Genomic DNA, 15,331 nt, shown 5'->3' with positions numbered 1-15,331 from the left:
CATGTATATTTTTATTACCATCCTTATTTTAATTGCCGCCATCCTGATGATCCTCATCGTGTTGGTGCAAAACTCCAAAGGCGGTGGACTGGCAGCAGGCTTTTCATCATCGAACCAAATAATGGGTGTACGCAAAACTACCGACTTTCTGGAAAAAGCAACTTGGACTTTGGCTGCTACTATCCTTGTTTTAAGTATACTAACGGCAAAGTTTACCACTTCAAGATCAACGGTTCCCCAATCTCAGGTTGAAGTTCAACAGCCGGCGCCGCTCAATCCGACCACAGCGCCCGACGTTACTCCGGTGATGCCCATACAGCCTGACCAGCAACAGGCTACCCCACCCACAGAATAATCGTTTCGATTCGAACAATACAGGAAAGAGAGAAGCTTCACGGTTTCTCTTTTTTCGTATGCGGACCTTCTAAAAGTAAAAAAGTTATTTTCATTTAAACTTTGTGGATATGTTTTAAAGCATTAATTTTGCATTGTACTATTAATGAAAAATACTGTATGAATGAAAAAACTATTGTAACCGGAGTGATTGGCGCTGATGTACATGCCGTAGGCAATAAGATTCTCGCTTTTGCTCTGGAACAGGCTGGATTCAAAGTGGTTAACCTGGGCGTTATGGTTGCACAGGAAGAATACATCGAAGCCGCACTGGAAACTAACGCCGATGCTATTCTGGTATCTTCGCTTTACGGACATGGCGAAATTGATTGCCAGGGCTTGCGCGAAAAATGCGACGAAGCCGGGCTCAAAGAGATTCCGCTTTTGGCAGGTGGAAACCTGGTGGTAGGAAAACAAAACTTCGAAGAGGTAGAAAAGCGTTTCCTGGCTATGGGATTTACCCGGGTTTATCCACCGGGTACGGCAGTGGAAACGAGTATTGCCGATTTAAAAGAAATTCTCAATATCTGATTCGACGTTTCGTAACTATTTCCTCGCAGCTACCCATTACTATTGAATAACGCGCAGCATCACCATGAACATTCTCACTGCAGATATCGGCAGCACCTATACCAAACTGACAGCGATTGATACCGCCAAGAAGGAGATTGTTGCAACCTCCTCAGCCTTTACCACCATCGATACCAATGTGGAGGAGGGTTTTACGGCTGCTTATAATAAATTGAAGCGACAGGCCGGAGCGTTCCGCTACGACGAACTGCTTTGTTGCAGCAGTGCTGCCGGAGGGTTGAAAATGGTTTCGCTGGGGCTGGTTCCCGAACTTACCGCTAAGGCGGCAAAACTTGCCGCAGCCAGTGCGGGAGCCAAAGTGGTCAAAACATATGCTTTTGAAATATCGCAGGCGGAACAGGCAGAAATTTTTGATATCCGTCCCGACCTGGTGTTACTCTGCGGCGGAACCGATGGCGGAAATAAGGAAGTTATTCTTGCCAATGCGCGCCGGTTGTGTCAGGTCGGGTGTCCGTTCACCGTGGTTGTAGCTGGTAACAAATGCGCATCGTTTGAGCTGGAAGAGATTTTCAGGGCATCGGGTAAACCGTTTGTGATAACCGAAAATGTTATGCCTGAGTTCAACCGGTTAAACATTGAACCTGCGCGGAGAAAAATAAAAGAATTGTTTATCAGCCGCATCATTGAAGCCAAAGGGCTTAGCCGCATTCAGGAAATGTGCAAAACCGATATAATCCCCACGCCGTTAGCGGTGTTAAATGCTTGTGAACTGCTGAGCAAAGGGACTAAAAACATGCCAGGATTAGGGGATTTGCTAGCTGTGGATATAGGAGGGGCGACCACGGACGTTTACTCCATCTCCGATGGCAGGCCCACCCTCGAAAACGTTACCGTGAAAGGACTTCCGGAACCCATTAGCAAACGTACCGTTGAGGGCGATCTGGGGATGCGCTACAGCCTTCCGTCGTTGGTGGACGAACTGGACTTGGATGCTTTTTCGAAGGAGTTAAGCATCGACAGGTCGGAGGTGATTGGCTGGGTAAGCACCTGCACGCAGCATCCCGGTTTGTTGGCGGAAGCTGAGTCCCGGGAACAAAAGATCGAGGAGCTGATAGCGCGTAATGCCGTGAAAATAGCCGTGGAAAGGCACGCTGGTACCTATCAGCCAGTGTACACTCCTTTCGGACAGGTGTATACCCTTACAGGAAAAGACCTTGCCGCAATACCGTTTGTTATCGGTATCGGAGGGGTTGTTATCAATGCCCGTCGGCCTCACGCTATTCTGGAAGGCGCTAAGCGGCAACCGGACGATCACGTGTTTGCCAAACCCGAACAGCCCGGTTATTTAATCGATAAAAAATATATTTTTGCGTCTATGGGATTGCTTGGCTCAGCTTATCCCGATCTGGCGTTAGAATTGATGAAAAAAGAAACAATAAATCTGACTCATTATGGAAATTTCCAATAAAAAACTTTCAACTGATGCTTTTTTTGCCGAACGTAAAGAAGTTCTCGGACACTGGCACACCGGAAAAGGTGTCGATTTCGACGAAGCCGTGGCCTATCAACGGTCTATCCCCCGGGAGAAACGTTTTGGCTTAAAGCTGGCCCAAGCTGCCGAACAAAACGTAACCCTTATCCAGCCGCGTGCGGGAGTGGCGCTTTATGAGGAACATATTGAACTGCTCCGGTTTCTTGAGTCTGAAGGCGAAGCTGACCTGCTGCCCACCACCGTGGATAGCTACACACGCTTAAACCGTTACAACGAAGCTGAAACGGGAATTGAGAAAAGCAAAGAAACCGGGCGTTCCATGTTGAACGGCTTCCCTATCGTGAACTACGGAGTTGATATATGTCGCAAGGTAACCTCATCACTCCAAAATCCGGTTCAGGTCCGCCACGGCACTCCCGATGCCCGGTTGCTCACGGAAATCAGTATTGCCGGCGGATTCACCTCATACGAAGGCGGCGGAATTTCCTACAACATACCCTATTCAAAGAATCATTCGCTTGAAAAAACCATTGCGCACTGGCAATATACCGACAGGCTGGTCGGGCTTTACGAGGAAGCCGGTGTGTCTATCAACCGCGAGCCGTTCGGGCCCCTTACGGGAACATTGATATCTCCTTGTATCTCCAACTCGGTGGCCATCATCGAGTCGTTACTTGCTGCTACTCAGGGGGTGAAAGACATTACGGTAGGTTACGGGCAGTGTGGAAACCTTATTCAGGACGTTGCTGCCATCCGTTCGCTGAATATCCTCACACGCGAGTACCTCGATAAATTCGGATTCAATGATGTGCGCGTCACCACCGTTTTCCATCAATGGATGGGCGGGTTCCCGCAGGATGAAGCCAAGGCTTTCGGGGTAATTTCGTGGGGTGCTGCCGCTGCAGTGTTGGCCAAAGCGACCAAAGTGATCGTGAAGACACCGCACGAAGCCATGGGCGTGCCCACCAAGGAAGCCAATGCTGCCGGATTACGCGCTACCAAACAGTTGGTGTCGATGCTGAAAGACCAGGACTTTCGCTCTATTCCCGCAGTTGTAGCCGAAAGCGATATCATCATGAAGGAGATGCGTTGCATCCTGGAAAAAGTGGAGGAACTGGGGAAAGGCGACTTTGCTGTGGGTACGGTGGCCGCATTCGAAGCCGGAGTGCTGGATGTCCCGTTTGCTCCAAGCCGGTACAATGCCGGAAAAGTGATGCCCGCCCGCGATAACGTGGGAGCGGTTCGTTTTCTCGAAACCGGTAATATGCCGTTTACGCAGGATCTGATCGATTTTCACCGTCAGAAACTCGAAGAACGCGCACGGTACGAAAAACGGGCCGTCAGCTTCCAGATGGTTATCGACGACGTATATGCCATCGGCAAGGGGTTTCTCGTTGGAAGGCCGAAATAAAATGAATGTCTATCAATCTAACAGAATATGAAAATTACAAAACTTATCTGCGCTCCCGGGAAAACAGGTTTCTTCTTCGATGACCAGAAAGCCATCAAGCAGGGAGCAAAAAACGACGGGGCATTTTATGAAGGTGCGCCCGTAACGCAAGGGTTCACCGCGGTGCGTCAGGCCGGAGAGTCCGTCTCGGTTATTTTTATCCTCGAAAACGGAGCTTTCGCCCACGGCGACTGTGCTGCTGTCCAGTATTCGGGAGCCGGTGGCCGTGATCCGCTTTTTCTGGCCGGAAACTTCATTCCCATTATCGAAAAAGAAATTGCACCGCTTTATGTAGGCAAAGAGATCACTACTTTCCGTGAAATGGCAGATCGCGTGGATAAAGTCAATTACCATACAGCTATCCGCTATGGGGTTACACAGGCCTGTTTGGATGCCGTAGCAAAAAGCAAGGGGAAACTAATGGCGCAGGTGATTGCCGATGAATACGGAACGGAAATATCGAAAACCCTTATTCCTGTTTTTTCACAGTCGGGAGACGACCGTTACCTCAATGCCGATAAAATGATTATGAAAGCTGCCGACGTCTTGCCTCATGCGCTTTTCAACCATGTAGAGACCAAAGTGGGACTGAAGGGAGAAAAAATCAAAGCGTATATCCAGTGGCTCCGGGAGCGAATCCTGAAGCTGAAGCCTTTCGACAGCTATAATCCGGTTATCCACATAGACGTTTACGGAACATTGGGTATTGTCTTCGATAACAATTTCGAAGCCATTGCCCGTTATGTGGGCGAGCTGGCAGAGATAGCAAAACCGTTTCACCTGCGCGTCGAAGGCCCGGTGGATATGGGAGAGAAAGCGGCTCAGATCGACGCGCTCCGCATTATCCGCCAAACGATGGAAAAAATGGAAATTACGGCAGAAATTGTTGCCGACGAGTGGTGTAATACGCTCCAGGATGTCATCGACTTCTCCGAAAACAAGGCTGGACACATGGCGCAAATCAAAACACCCGATCTGGGAGGAATCAACAACAGCATAGAGGCTGTGCTGTACTGCAAGCAACACCATATGGGCGCCTACCTGGGCGGAACCTGCAACGAGACCAACCGTTCCGCCGAAATTGGAGCACACATTGCCATGGCTACTTCCCCCGTTCAATACCTTGCCAAACCCGGTATGGGCGTGGATGAAGGGTATATGATCGTTTACAACGAAATGAGCCGGATACTGGCACTTAACCCTTAATTCACCCAAAAATTACTAAAAGCTGAAAAAATGAAAGAACTGAGAATACTTTCGCCCACAGCCATCCTCGGATACGGATTTCCGATGGAATCGTTTGAGGAAGGAATGAAACGCAAACCGCACGTTATTGCGGTAGATGCCGGGTCAACCGACCCGGGTCCCTATTACCTGGGTGCAGGGAAATCGTTTACCGACCGGAATTCGGTGAAACGCGACCTTGAGATTATGATACCTGCCGCACTGGAAGCCGGAATTCCGGTTATCGTAGGTACGGCCGGCGGTTCGGGTGCGCGTCCGCACGTGGAGTTTGCGGTGGATATCGTGAAGGAGATCGCCCGAGAGAAAAGGCTGTCGTTTAAACTGGCTATTATACAATCGGAGTTCGATAAGGAATTGGTAAAAGAGAACCTGCGCAAAGGGGACATTTCGCCGCTTTATCCGGCTCCCGAAATAACCGAAGCCGATGTGGACGAATCGGTGCATATCGTCGCCCAGATGGGCGAAGAACCGTTCATTGAAGCCTTGGAGAACGGAGCCAATGTTATACTTGCCGGACGGAGCTACGACCCGTCGGTTTTTTCGGCGCTCGCCATTAAAAACGGTTTCAACAAAGGATTGGCCATTCATCTGGGTAAAATCTTGGAGTGCGCCGCCATTGCCGCCCTGCCCGGTAGCGGGAGTGATTGTATGTTCGGCTATTTGCACGAAGACAATTTTGTTCTCGAACCGCTCTCGCCCCTGCGTAAATGCACCACGCTCTCGGTAGCTGCACACACGCTGTACGAAAAAACCAATCCCTATATTCTACCCGGGCCGGGGGGAGCCATCAATTTGCACGAATCAAAATTCGAGCAGATAGACGACAATAAAGTACGCGTAAGCGGAAGCCGTTTTGTGCCGACCGAGGAGTATTTTGTGAAACTGGAAGGGGTTAAGCGTGTGGGATACAGAACCATTTCGTGCGCCGGAGTGAAGGACCCGATCATGATTACGAAAATCGACAGCATTACCCAAAGCGTAAAAGAACGTGTGCAAAACAACTTTGAAACGTACGGAATTACCGACTTCTTCCTCGATTTCAAGATTTACGGGCGAAACGGGGTCATGGGCATGTTCCCCGACGCGACACAACGTACCGGCGACGAGCTCCTGATCATCATCGAAGCTGTCGCACCCACACAAGAGCAAGCCGATACCATTTGCGGGTTCGCACGCAGTACTATGCTGCACTTTGGTTACGAAGGCCGGATAGCCACTGCCGGAAACCTGGCATTTCCGTTTTCTCCGTCCGATTGCAAGATGGGTGAGGTGTACGAGTTCAATGTGTACCATTTGATGAAAGTGGAAGACCCCAAAAAACTTTTCCCGATAGAATATATTCACTTCTAATAGATTGATTAAGATTGAAAACGGTCAGCCAACTATCAATCTCAGTCAATCTCATTCGATCTCAATTAAACTTCAAACGAAATGAAATACAACCTAACCGACGTAGCTTCCGTTATCCGGAGCAAAAATTCAGGGCCTTACGAACTCACGTTCGACATTATTTTCAAGGAGATGGACATGTATCAGCAAGTTAAATCGGCAAAAGTGTTTACCGCGCAAATGTTTGCTCTTCTTTACCACATTCCCGAATCGCAAATCATCAGCCTGGTACACTTCGATCCGGCCAAGGCGGTGAAAATTACGGTTGTGCGCCCCATCCCCTCCGGGGCATTGGGTGAGACCGATGTGTACGGAGCGCAACAGCATGCGCCGTTGATGAGGATGACATTCGAATTATGAGGGCACTGATTCAGGAATACATGGTGTCGTCGCAATATTTTGCGCCGCGCGGAAAAGAACGGTTGATGTTTCTGGGCGAACAGATTGCTCAACGGCACCTTTCCTACAACGATCGGCTGATAGGCATCGTGGGTGATGCCGGCTCTGGAAAATCATCGCTGATCAAGGGAATGTTTCCCGGCTTGGAACTAGCGAACGACGATGACGTTATCCATTCCCGGAAAATAATGCAGGTGCGCTCGCTTTCCGACGATTGGCACGATTCCACTACCTTTCATATCGATATGCGTTTCCAAACCGCTTTTACCCAGATGTTTGAAATCGTGGCGTGGGTACAAGACCTGTTGACTCACCGGCGCAGGGTTATCGTGGAACATTTTAATCTCCTCTATCCAGCACTGGGTAGAAATGCCGATATTATCCTGGGGATTGGGGAGGAGATTATTGTGTCGCGCCCTAGTGTTTTTGGGCCGCTTCCCGAAAGTATTTACCAAATTGTGCATACTTCGCTCAAATTCCGCAAGATGGCCCATACAGCCGAAGACGTAACCATGCAGACATTGGAAGAGGACTACGGAATTACTGAAAATCGTTATTTCTCATCCGACGTTCGCAATGGCTTTGTTCTGAAATTCAAGGAGAAACCCGAAATCAACCTCGACGAGCTGGAGCAGAAAGTAAAAGAACGCCTGGCCAGGCATCTCGATGTATCTTATTTTGACGAAGCCCACATTAAACTGGGAGATAAAGTTATCCCCTGCGACGGCTCCCGATTTCATGTGAGAAATACATCGGAGATTACCGATTTTTCGTTGGCCAGGCATTTCATCTTTGATGCAAAGACCAATACCCACTGCCTGGTTGGATTGATTGACAAGTACACCGAGAACCTCGACAACCGCAATACACAATATTTCCTTACCCGGAAATGTGGCGGTGACAATAGTGAACAATAGCATGACAAGAAAAATATCCGCATCTGCAATTACCCTTCTGGTTGAACAGCTTTGCATTGAAGCTTGCTGTGTGCTTGCCGGAGATATAAACAACAAGCTTAAAAGCTGCTTGCAAACCGAAACATCGCCGCTCGGGAAAGAAATTCTGGGCACGCTTATTGAAAATGCCCGTGTTGCCCGGGAAGAGAGCAGCCCGATGTGCCAGGACACGGGAATGACCGTCGTTTTTGTACGCATGGGGCAAAACGTGCAGGTTACGGGTGGATTCATCGAAGATGCCATTAACCAGGGTGTACGGCAGGGATACGAAAAAGGATACCTGCGCAAATCGGTCGTGAAAGACCCGCTCCACCGAGAAAACACCCGGGACAATACACCGGCCGTTATTCATTACGAAATCGTCCCCGGTGATGTTTTTCATATAACTGTTTCTCCCAAAGGGTTTGGCAGCGAAAACAAAAGTGCATTAAAAATGCTCACACCCAGCGAAGGCGTTGAAGGCGTGAAGCGATTTGTACTGGAGACTGTTTCGGCTGCCGGAGGGAATCCCTGCCCGCCCATTATCGTGGGTGTGGGCATTGGCGGGACGATGGAACGGGCGGCTTATTTAAGCAAGAAAGCGTTGCTGCGGCCGCTGGATACACAAAACCCCGATTCCGCACTTGCCGCTTTGGAAGCAGAATTGCTTTCAGAAATCAATAAGATGGGAATAGGCCCTGCCGGTTTCGGAGGAACCACAACCGCACTCGGGGTAAATATACTGACCTATGCTACCCATATCGCCGGGCTTCCGGTTTCGGTAAATATCGGCTGCCACGCCACCCGGCATGCGGAGGGGAGTTTGTGAACAGAAGCCAACAAAAACGTATTATGGATAAAAAAATTCTTTGTGCCCCCTTTTCCGACGAAACCATCCGTTCGTTGAAAACGGGCGATATGGTCTACATTTCGGGAACTGTTTATACAGCCCGCGATGAGGCCCATAGACGATTGTGCGAGATGATCCGCCGGGGCGAGCCGATGCCTTTTGATATTGAAGGGCAGGCCGTTTACTATGCCGGCCCGGCTCCTGCCAAACCGGGCAAGCCCATAGGATCGGTAGGCCCCACTACCGGTGGGCGGATGGACGCTTATTCGCCCTCCCTCATTGCCCGCGGCCTCAAGGTGATGATCGGTAAAGGAACACGCAGCGCCCAAGTGGTAGATGCCATGAAACAATACACGGGCGTTTATTTTGCTGCAATCGGTGGCGCCGCCGCCCTTATGGCAAAATGCGTGGAAAGTGCAGAGGTTATCGCTTTTGAAGAGTTGGGCACGGAGGCTGTTCGCCGCTTAACTGTGAAAGAACTTCCCGTGGTTGTTGCGATAGACTGTCGGGGAAACGATGTGTATAAACTGGCCCGGGAGATATACGAACAATCAATTTAAAATACCGGGAATAAAATAAGTTGCGTATATTTGTTCTTCGGAGAGATCCGAACAGTAAATCCGAAACTTATATATGGACATCAAAAACAATATAACCGCTGTAGTTAAACGGATTGAAAACGCTTGCCTGAGTTGCGCCAGAGATCCAAAAGAAGTGAAGTTGCTGTTGGCAACAAAGACTGTAATTCCGGATAAGATAAAAATAGCCTTTGAAGCCGGACAAACATTAATCGGTGAAAACAAAGTGCAGGAGATTAAATCGAAATTCAATGAATTAGCCGGTTTTCCGCATCAAAAACACTTTATCGGACACCTGCAAACCAACAAAATCAAGGACATTCTCAACCACAATGTTACCTGCATTCAGTCGTTAGACCGGTTGGATTTGGCAGAAAAATTGCACCAACGGTTAACTTTTGAGAAAAAGGAAATAGATGTCCTTATTCAGGTAAACACTTCTGCCGAAGAAAGTAAATTCGGAATCAATCCTGAAGACACCGTTGAGTTTATTAAACAAGTTTCTCTATTCGAAAATATTCACATCAAGGGATTAATGACCATTGGTTTGTTCAGCGCCGAAACCGAAAAGGTAAGAAAATGCTTCAGGCTATTGAAGCAGTTACAGCAGGAAACCATTCGTCAGAATATCCCGAACGTGAAAATGAATGAACTGTCCATGGGAATGAGCGGAGACTTGGAAACCGCCATTGAGGAGGGAGCGACCATCGTGAGGGTGGGCACCGCCATTTTCGGCCACAGAACTTATTCCGATAGCTATTATTGGAATGAAAATAAACGGAATTAAAACCAAAAACTCTATGAGAAAGATATGCCTCTTTTTGTTGATCATTCTTCCGGTAATGATGCCGGCTCAGGTGATTACTTACGACACAATCCGCGTTTCACCGGATGACGAGCGGAATATTTACAAGACACAGCGTCAGCAACAAACCGCCCAAAGCCCCATAGCCCGACAGCCGGTACTTTTGGATCGGGAATCGGCTCCGGGGTTCCGGTTCGATAAAAGCAAACTCCGTTACGGGGCCAATATCGGACTGTCTTTCAGCCGGAATTATTCGGCTTTTAATTTCGGGCCACAGGTTGGGTATCAGCTGAGCAGCCGGTTCATGGCAGGGGTAGGGATAAAGTACTACTACAATAAAGTGCGGGCATTTCAATTCAACGAAGAGTACCTATACAAGAATAATCTGCTCGGCGCTAATCTGTTCGGATATTTTTATCCGGCTAGGTTTCTGGCTCTGTTTGTCCAGCCTGAAATAAATCGTTTGTGGGCGAACCTGACCGACGAAATGACGGGTGAAGTGACTAAAAGCAGCGGTTTTGTGCCTTCATTGCTGGTAGGAGGAGGCCTGAGGTTAGGGCATTCCCACATTACGCTGAACTACGATCTGGCACAACACACCAACTCTCCCTATCCGAGGGGCTGGTTCCTGGGATTTTCAACCTTTTTTTAACGAAAAACAATATCCTTCACAATCTCCATTCCGGCGTGCTCGTTCAACTTGTCAATCAGGTTTCGTTTGTTCATAATCAATTCGGCACGCAACACCGATGAGGAAAGCTGGACGTGTAGGACGTTCCGCCGGAAATAGACGTTTTTGGTGTAGTGGGAAACCCCTTCGCCCAGCAATTCCCTCCATGCCGAGACGGCACGGTGTTCAGCCACCGATGTCTTCAATTCCGGGTTCTCATCGAAGAATTCCGAAAGGATGGTTGCTATAGGTTGGGCGTTTTTTTTAAGCATAAACTGTTATTTCCCCGTCTTTCACCGAATAGATGTGGTGGCTGTTGTTGATCCGTTCCAGTATTTTATCGAACGACCCCCGGTTGGTATCGGAGATAAAAATCTGGCCAAATTCATTGCTCGAAACCAGTTTGACAATTTCTTCCACCCGGTAGGCATCCAGCCTGTCGAAGATATCGTCCAGCAGCAAAATGGGTGTCCGTTTCCCGGTTTTAAGCAGGTAATGAAATTGTGCCAGCTTCATCGATACGAAGTAGGTTTTGTTTTGCCCTTGCGAACCCACTTTCTTTATGGGAAATCCGTCGAGCAACATCTCCAGTTCATCGCGGTGAATACCGGTGGTGGTGTGTCCCACCGCGATGTCGCGACGGCGGGTTTGTCGCAGCGCTTCCCTGAAATTGTTTTCGCGAAGTTGCGAAACGTAGTCGAAAGTCGCCTTTTCGTTGGATAAACTTATTCGTTTGTAAAACTCGTCAAAAACGGGAATAAACTCTTTTACAAACGCTTGTCGTTTTTCAAAAATGAGCTCCCCTTCTCCCGCCATCTGGTCTTCCCAAAGCTCCAGCAAGGTGAAATCGATTTCGTTGTCGTCCATTTTCAATGTTGCGTTGCGTTGTTGCAAGGCATTGTTGTACCGGATCAAGGCGTGCATATACGCTTTGTCGAACTGAGAAATAGCCATGTCCATAAACTTCCGTCGTTCTTCGCTACCCCCCTGGATTATCTCGATATCGGCAGGAGAAATCATCACCAGTGGAATAAATCCAATGTGGTCGGAGAGTTTTTCGTACTCCTTTTTGTTTCTCTTGAACTGTTTTTTCTGCCGCCGGCGTAATCCGCAATAGATTTCTTCCTCGCCTTCCTGTCCCTCCAGCTCATACCTTCCCTGAAGCATGCAAACATCTGCGTCGTGTTTTATGATCTGACTATCGACGGGGTTGGTGTAACTCCGGCAGAACGACAGGTAGTAAACGGCGTCCAGCAAATTGGTTTTACCCATGCCGTTATTTCCCACAAAACAGTTTATTTTGGGCGATAACTCCAACTCAACCTGAGCCAGGTTTTTGAAATTTATGATGGATAAATGCTTTAATGTCATTGTAGTTATTCCTTCAGGATCAGTTGTTGCAGCTCTTCGGGATTAACGTTGATTTTCAACCGCCCTTCCTCGGCAAATGTTATTTTTCCGGTTTCTTCCGAAACGACAATCACTTTGGCATCGGTTTCCTGCGTGATCCCTAATCCGGCACGATGCCGTAACCCCATGTGTTTGGGTATGTTCGGGTTCTGCGATATGGGAAGAATACAGCCTGCAGCTTTTATTTTTTTCCCCACAACGATCATGGCTCCATCGTGCAAGGGACTGTTCTTGAAGAAAATATTTTCAATCAGCCGGGAGGAGATATCGGCGTTGATGATTTCGCCCGTCTGCTCGTATAAGCTGAGTTGTAGGTCGCCTTGGACGACGATGAGCGCGCCAATCCTGGCTTTCGACATGTTCATGCAGGCCAGTACGATCGAAGTGATGTGCGATGTGTCTTTTTGCTGCTTGTCGACCGGGATAAAGAGTTTCGATACAAACTTCCACCCTTTCTTCGATCCCAGAGACATAAGGAACCTACGTATTTCATCCTGAAAAAGAATGACCAGCAATATCAAGCCGATATTCACGAACTGGTCAAGAATAGAGCCCAGCAGCACCATATCGAATACCTGTGATACAAGCACCCAGATAATCATAAAGACAACGATCCCGATGAAAAGCGGGCGCATCCCCGATATTTTCACCATTTTAAACAGGTAGTACAACAGGGCTGCTACCAGTAAAATGTCAATAAAATCTTTTATTCCAAAGTGTTCGAGCATACAACGTTATTTGCTTATTTTTTCCACAATCTTTACACATTCCACGGCTTCTTTCACGTCGTGAACGCGTAAGATGTTTGCTCCCGACAACAAGGCAAATGTATTTAAAGCCGATGTACCGTTCAGGCTTTCCTGTGGGGTACACTCCAGCAGCTTGTAAATCATCGATTTCCGAGAGATGCCAACCAGAATTGGTACATCAAAGATATTGAAATATTTTAAATAAGCCATCAATTGGTAGTTTTGATCAGTCGTTTTACTGAATCCAAACCCCGGGTCAATGATGATGTCGTTTACGCCCAACAGGTTCAATTTCGATAATTTTTCGGAAAAATAGTACAGGATATCCTGAATAAAATTGTCGTAACGGGTGTGTTGTTGCATGGTTTGCGGTGTACCACGCATATGCATCAGGATATAAGGAACATTGAGCCGGGCAACTGTTTCGAACATGTTATCATCGATCTGCCCGCCCGAAATATCGTTGATGATGTTTACCCCGTATTTTTCCACGGCAGGCCCGGCTACTTCGGAATAAAACGTATCGATGGAAAGGATAGTATTGGGAAATTCTTTTCGAACGAGCCGAAGTGTCGGCTCTAAGCGTTTCAGCTCTTCCTTTGCCGGTATTAAAGTGGAAGTCGGTGTTGTGGATTGACCGCCAATATCGACAATTTTCCCACCTTCCTCCAGAATTTGGCAGACGCGGCCGACAATCTCTTCTTCAGATTGTTTACGACTGCCCGAATAAAAGGAATCGGGAGTAACATTTAAAATTCCCATCACCAGCGGAGTGGAAAAATCGAGCAATTCGCCGTTTATGTTAATGGATTTTATCATACCTTGTGTTGTGTATTACGGCTATAACGTTGAGTCCGGATCCTTGTCCGGATAGTCAATGGTATAGTGCAGGCCGCGGCTTTCTTTGCGTGCCATGGCTTGCTTAATGACCATATAGCCTACCTTGATGATATTGCGGAGTTCACAAATCTCGCGCGAGACAACCGACCGCTGAAAAAGGTTCTCGGTTTCCCGAAAAAGAATGTTCAGCCTGTCCATTGCCCGCTGCAGGCGAATATCGGAACGGACAATCCCCACGTAGGACGACATGATCTGCCCCACCTCCTTGTAACTCTGTGTGATCAGCACCATCTCTTCGGTGGAGGTGGTCCCTTCGGCATTCCAATCGGGAATATCTTCCTGAAAGGAAAACTTTTTGAATAGGGGTACAGAGTGCTTGGCAGCCGAATCGGCAAAAACCACTGCTTCGATGAGTGAGTTAGATGCCAGCCGGTTGGCTCCGTGCAAGCCTGTACAGGCACATTCGCCGTTGGCGTAAAGGCGGTTTATGCTTGTTTCTCCGTCAATACTTACGAAAATTCCACCGCACAAATAATGGGCAGCCGGGGCTACCGGAATCATCTCTTTAGTAATATCGATACCGTAGGTAAGGCATTTCTCGTAAATGGTGGGGAAATGTTTTTTGGTCTCTTCAGCGTCCTTGTGCGTTACATCCAGAAAAACATGATCGTCACCCCGGTTTTTCATCTCCGTATCGATGGCACGGGCAACGATATCGCGCGGCGCAAGAGAAAGCCGTTCGTCGTACTTCTGCATAAACTCTTTACCGTCTTTTGTCTTTAATACCCCGCCGTATCCCCGCATGGCTTCGGTAATGAGAAACGACGGACGCACGCCGGGATGATACAACGCCGTGGGATGAAACTGTACGAACTCCATCCCCTTTATTTCGCCTTTGGCGCGTGCTACCATGGCTATGCCATCGCCGGTTGCGACAAGTGGATTGGTTGTTGTTTGATAGATACAACCGATACCGCCGGTCGCCATCATGGTTATGCGCGAAAGAAACGTCAGCACTTCCCGGGTCTGTAAATCCAGAATGTAGGCACCGTAACATTCTATTCCCGGGGTATGCCGGGTGACAACCTGGCCCAGGTGGTGCTGGGTAAGGATTTCGATGGTGAAATGATTGTCATAGACATCAATATTGGGGTGATTCCGGATGGTTTCTATCAGACTTGTTTGTATTTCTGCACCTGTGCTGTCCTTGTAGTGTAGGATCCGAAATTCGGAATGTCCGCCCTCCCGGTGCAGGTCAAAATTTCCTTTTTCGTCTTTGTCAAAATTTACACCCCAGCTGATCAGTTCATTGATTTGTGCCGGGGCCTCTTGTACAACGCGTTCCACTACGCTGACATCACACAACCCTGCCCCCGCATCGAGCGTGTCTGTAATGTGTTTTTCAAAATTGTCCCAGGGATTTGTTACCGAAGCAATGCCGCCCTGTGCATAGTAAGTGTTGGCATCTTCTAGCGTTGTTTTAGCTATTATAGCCACTTTGCCGTGTTTGGCCACTTTCAGGGCGTAACTCATCCCCGCAATGCCCGATCCGATAATTAGAAAATCGTATTTATGCGTCATGCTCTTTTTCAGAT

At 48.2% G+C, this 15,331-nt stretch carries 17 protein-coding genes; 12 read left to right on the top strand and 5 right to left on the bottom strand.

Translation table 11 applies throughout. From position 1 onward, the window contains the following. Position 1: 1 nt before the first annotated feature. The 12 genes from secG to AACM02_RS01310 all read left to right on the top strand — a co-directional run bounded on the left by secG (position 2) and on the right by AACM02_RS01310 (position 10,719). Positions 2-355: a preprotein translocase subunit SecG gene (secG, locus tag AACM02_RS01365; protein ID WP_214063336.1), complete on the top strand. Its 354-nt coding sequence runs from the start codon at positions 2-4 to the stop codon at positions 353-355. Positions 356-513: 158 nt separating this feature from the next. Then, positions 514-924, top strand: a complete 411-nt coding sequence (gene glmS / locus AACM02_RS01360) for a methylaspartate mutase subunit S (protein ID WP_214063335.1) — start codon at positions 514-516, stop codon at positions 922-924. Positions 925-988: 64 nt separating this feature from the next. After that, positions 989-2,392, top strand: coding sequence for a methylaspartate mutase accessory protein GlmL (gene glmL, locus AACM02_RS01355; RefSeq protein ID WP_339115842.1), 1,404 nt, complete (start codon positions 989-991; stop codon positions 2,390-2,392). Next, the gene (locus tag AACM02_RS01350) at positions 2,376-3,827 is read left to right on the top strand and encodes a methylaspartate mutase subunit E (protein ID WP_332455844.1); all 1,452 of its coding nucleotides are present in this window, start codon (positions 2,376-2,378) and stop codon (positions 3,825-3,827) included. The genes glmL and AACM02_RS01350 overlap by 17 nt, the downstream gene beginning before the upstream one ends. Before the next feature lie 27 nt (positions 3,828-3,854). Further along, positions 3,855-5,072: a methylaspartate ammonia-lyase gene (locus AACM02_RS01345; protein WP_339115841.1), complete on the top strand. Its 1,218-nt coding sequence runs from the start codon at positions 3,855-3,857 to the stop codon at positions 5,070-5,072. Between the two features lie 30 nt (positions 5,073-5,102). After that, positions 5,103-6,461, top strand: coding sequence for an acyclic terpene utilization AtuA family protein (locus tag AACM02_RS01340; protein WP_339115840.1), 1,359 nt, complete (start codon positions 5,103-5,105; stop codon positions 6,459-6,461). Between the two features lie 81 nt (positions 6,462-6,542). Next, positions 6,543-6,860, top strand: coding sequence for a DUF4387 domain-containing protein (locus AACM02_RS01335; protein ID WP_214062322.1), 318 nt, complete (start codon positions 6,543-6,545; stop codon positions 6,858-6,860). Beyond that, positions 6,857-7,816, top strand: a complete 960-nt coding sequence (locus tag AACM02_RS01330) for an alanine-tRNA synthetase second additional domain-containing protein (RefSeq protein WP_339115839.1) — start codon at positions 6,857-6,859, stop codon at positions 7,814-7,816. The genes AACM02_RS01335 and AACM02_RS01330 overlap by 4 nt, the downstream gene beginning before the upstream one ends. A 1-nt stretch (position 7,817) precedes the next feature. Next, positions 7,818-8,663: a fumarate hydratase gene (locus AACM02_RS01325; protein ID WP_214062320.1), complete on the top strand. Its 846-nt coding sequence runs from the start codon at positions 7,818-7,820 to the stop codon at positions 8,661-8,663. A gap of 20 nt (positions 8,664-8,683) precedes the next feature. Then, positions 8,684-9,244: a Fe-S-containing hydro-lyase gene (locus AACM02_RS01320; RefSeq protein WP_332455897.1), complete on the top strand. Its 561-nt coding sequence runs from the start codon at positions 8,684-8,686 to the stop codon at positions 9,242-9,244. A gap of 73 nt (positions 9,245-9,317) precedes the next feature. Further along, positions 9,318-10,049, top strand: a complete 732-nt coding sequence (locus AACM02_RS01315; protein ID WP_339115838.1) for a YggS family pyridoxal phosphate-dependent enzyme — start codon at positions 9,318-9,320, stop codon at positions 10,047-10,049. 13 nt (positions 10,050-10,062) lie between these two features. Further along, positions 10,063-10,719, top strand: coding sequence for a hypothetical protein (locus tag AACM02_RS01310; protein WP_321716228.1), 657 nt, complete (start codon positions 10,063-10,065; stop codon positions 10,717-10,719). Here the strand turns inward: AACM02_RS01310 and AACM02_RS01305 are convergent. The 5 genes from AACM02_RS01305 to nadB are packed head-to-tail and all read right to left on the bottom strand — an operon-like array spanning position 10,716 to position 15,317. Further along, positions 10,716-11,009, bottom strand: a complete 294-nt coding sequence (locus AACM02_RS01305) for a DUF721 domain-containing protein (protein WP_332455852.1) — start codon at positions 11,007-11,009, stop codon at positions 10,716-10,718. The two genes, AACM02_RS01310 and AACM02_RS01305, sit on opposite strands and share 4 nt — an antisense overlap. Then, a complete protein-coding gene (locus AACM02_RS01300; RefSeq protein WP_339115837.1) occupies positions 11,002-12,108 on the bottom strand; it encodes a DNA replication/repair protein RecF in 1,107 nt (368 codons plus the stop codon). The genes AACM02_RS01305 and AACM02_RS01300 overlap by 8 nt, the downstream gene beginning before the upstream one ends. Before the next feature lie 5 nt (positions 12,109-12,113). Further along, a complete protein-coding gene (gene cdaA / locus AACM02_RS01295; RefSeq protein WP_339115836.1) occupies positions 12,114-12,875 on the bottom strand; it encodes a diadenylate cyclase CdaA in 762 nt (253 codons plus the stop codon). A gap of 6 nt (positions 12,876-12,881) precedes the next feature. Next, positions 12,882-13,715 (bottom strand): dihydropteroate synthase, encoded by an 834-nt coding sequence (folP, locus tag AACM02_RS01290; protein ID WP_339115835.1) that lies wholly within the window; start codon positions 13,713-13,715, stop codon positions 12,882-12,884. Between the two features lie 21 nt (positions 13,716-13,736). Then, positions 13,737-15,317 (bottom strand): L-aspartate oxidase, encoded by a 1,581-nt coding sequence (gene nadB, locus AACM02_RS01285; RefSeq protein WP_214063229.1) that lies wholly within the window; start codon positions 15,315-15,317, stop codon positions 13,737-13,739. Positions 15,318-15,331 lie beyond the last annotated feature (14 nt).

Source organism: Petrimonas sp., assembly GCF_963921705.1.
Taxonomy (GTDB): Bacteria; Bacteroidota; Bacteroidia; order Bacteroidales; family Dysgonomonadaceae; genus Petrimonas; species Petrimonas sulfuriphila.
The sequence above is the reverse complement of the archived record's forward strand: the minus strand, read 5'-3'. Positions and strand labels throughout refer to the sequence as shown.

What these genes read in the sequence shown, in the direction of transcription:
- secG (WP_214063336.1), top strand. Translation starts at nt 2, where the DNA reads ATGTATATTTTTATTACCATCCTTATTTTAATTGCCGCCATCCTGATG.
- glmS (WP_214063335.1), top strand. Translation starts at nt 514, where the DNA reads ATGAATGAAAAAACTATTGTAACCGGAGTGATTGGCGCTGATGTACAT.
- glmL (WP_339115842.1), top strand. Translation starts at nt 989, where the DNA reads ATGAACATTCTCACTGCAGATATCGGCAGCACCTATACCAAACTGACA.
- AACM02_RS01350 (WP_332455844.1), top strand. Translation starts at nt 2,376, where the DNA reads ATGGAAATTTCCAATAAAAAACTTTCAACTGATGCTTTTTTTGCCGAA.
- AACM02_RS01345 (WP_339115841.1), top strand. Translation starts at nt 3,855, where the DNA reads ATGAAAATTACAAAACTTATCTGCGCTCCCGGGAAAACAGGTTTCTTC.
- AACM02_RS01340 (WP_339115840.1), top strand. Translation starts at nt 5,103, where the DNA reads ATGAAAGAACTGAGAATACTTTCGCCCACAGCCATCCTCGGATACGGA.
- AACM02_RS01335 (WP_214062322.1), top strand. Translation starts at nt 6,543, where the DNA reads ATGAAATACAACCTAACCGACGTAGCTTCCGTTATCCGGAGCAAAAAT.
- AACM02_RS01330 (WP_339115839.1), top strand. Translation starts at nt 6,857, where the DNA reads ATGAGGGCACTGATTCAGGAATACATGGTGTCGTCGCAATATTTTGCG.
- AACM02_RS01325 (WP_214062320.1), top strand. Translation starts at nt 7,818, where the DNA reads ATGACAAGAAAAATATCCGCATCTGCAATTACCCTTCTGGTTGAACAG.
- AACM02_RS01315 (WP_339115838.1), top strand. Translation starts at nt 9,318, where the DNA reads ATGGACATCAAAAACAATATAACCGCTGTAGTTAAACGGATTGAAAAC.
- AACM02_RS01310 (WP_321716228.1), top strand. Translation starts at nt 10,063, where the DNA reads ATGAGAAAGATATGCCTCTTTTTGTTGATCATTCTTCCGGTAATGATG.
- AACM02_RS01305 (WP_332455852.1), bottom strand. Translation starts at nt 11,009, where the DNA reads ATGCTTAAAAAAAACGCCCAACCTATAGCAACCATCCTTTCGGAATTC.
- AACM02_RS01300 (WP_339115837.1), bottom strand. Translation starts at nt 12,108, where the DNA reads ATGACATTAAAGCATTTATCCATCATAAATTTCAAAAACCTGGCTCAG.
- cdaA (WP_339115836.1), bottom strand. Translation starts at nt 12,875, where the DNA reads ATGCTCGAACACTTTGGAATAAAAGATTTTATTGACATTTTACTGGTA.
- folP (WP_339115835.1), bottom strand. Translation starts at nt 13,715, where the DNA reads ATGATAAAATCCATTAACATAAACGGCGAATTGCTCGATTTTTCCACT.
- nadB (WP_214063229.1), bottom strand. Translation starts at nt 15,317, where the DNA reads ATGACGCATAAATACGATTTTCTAATTATCGGATCGGGCATTGCGGGG.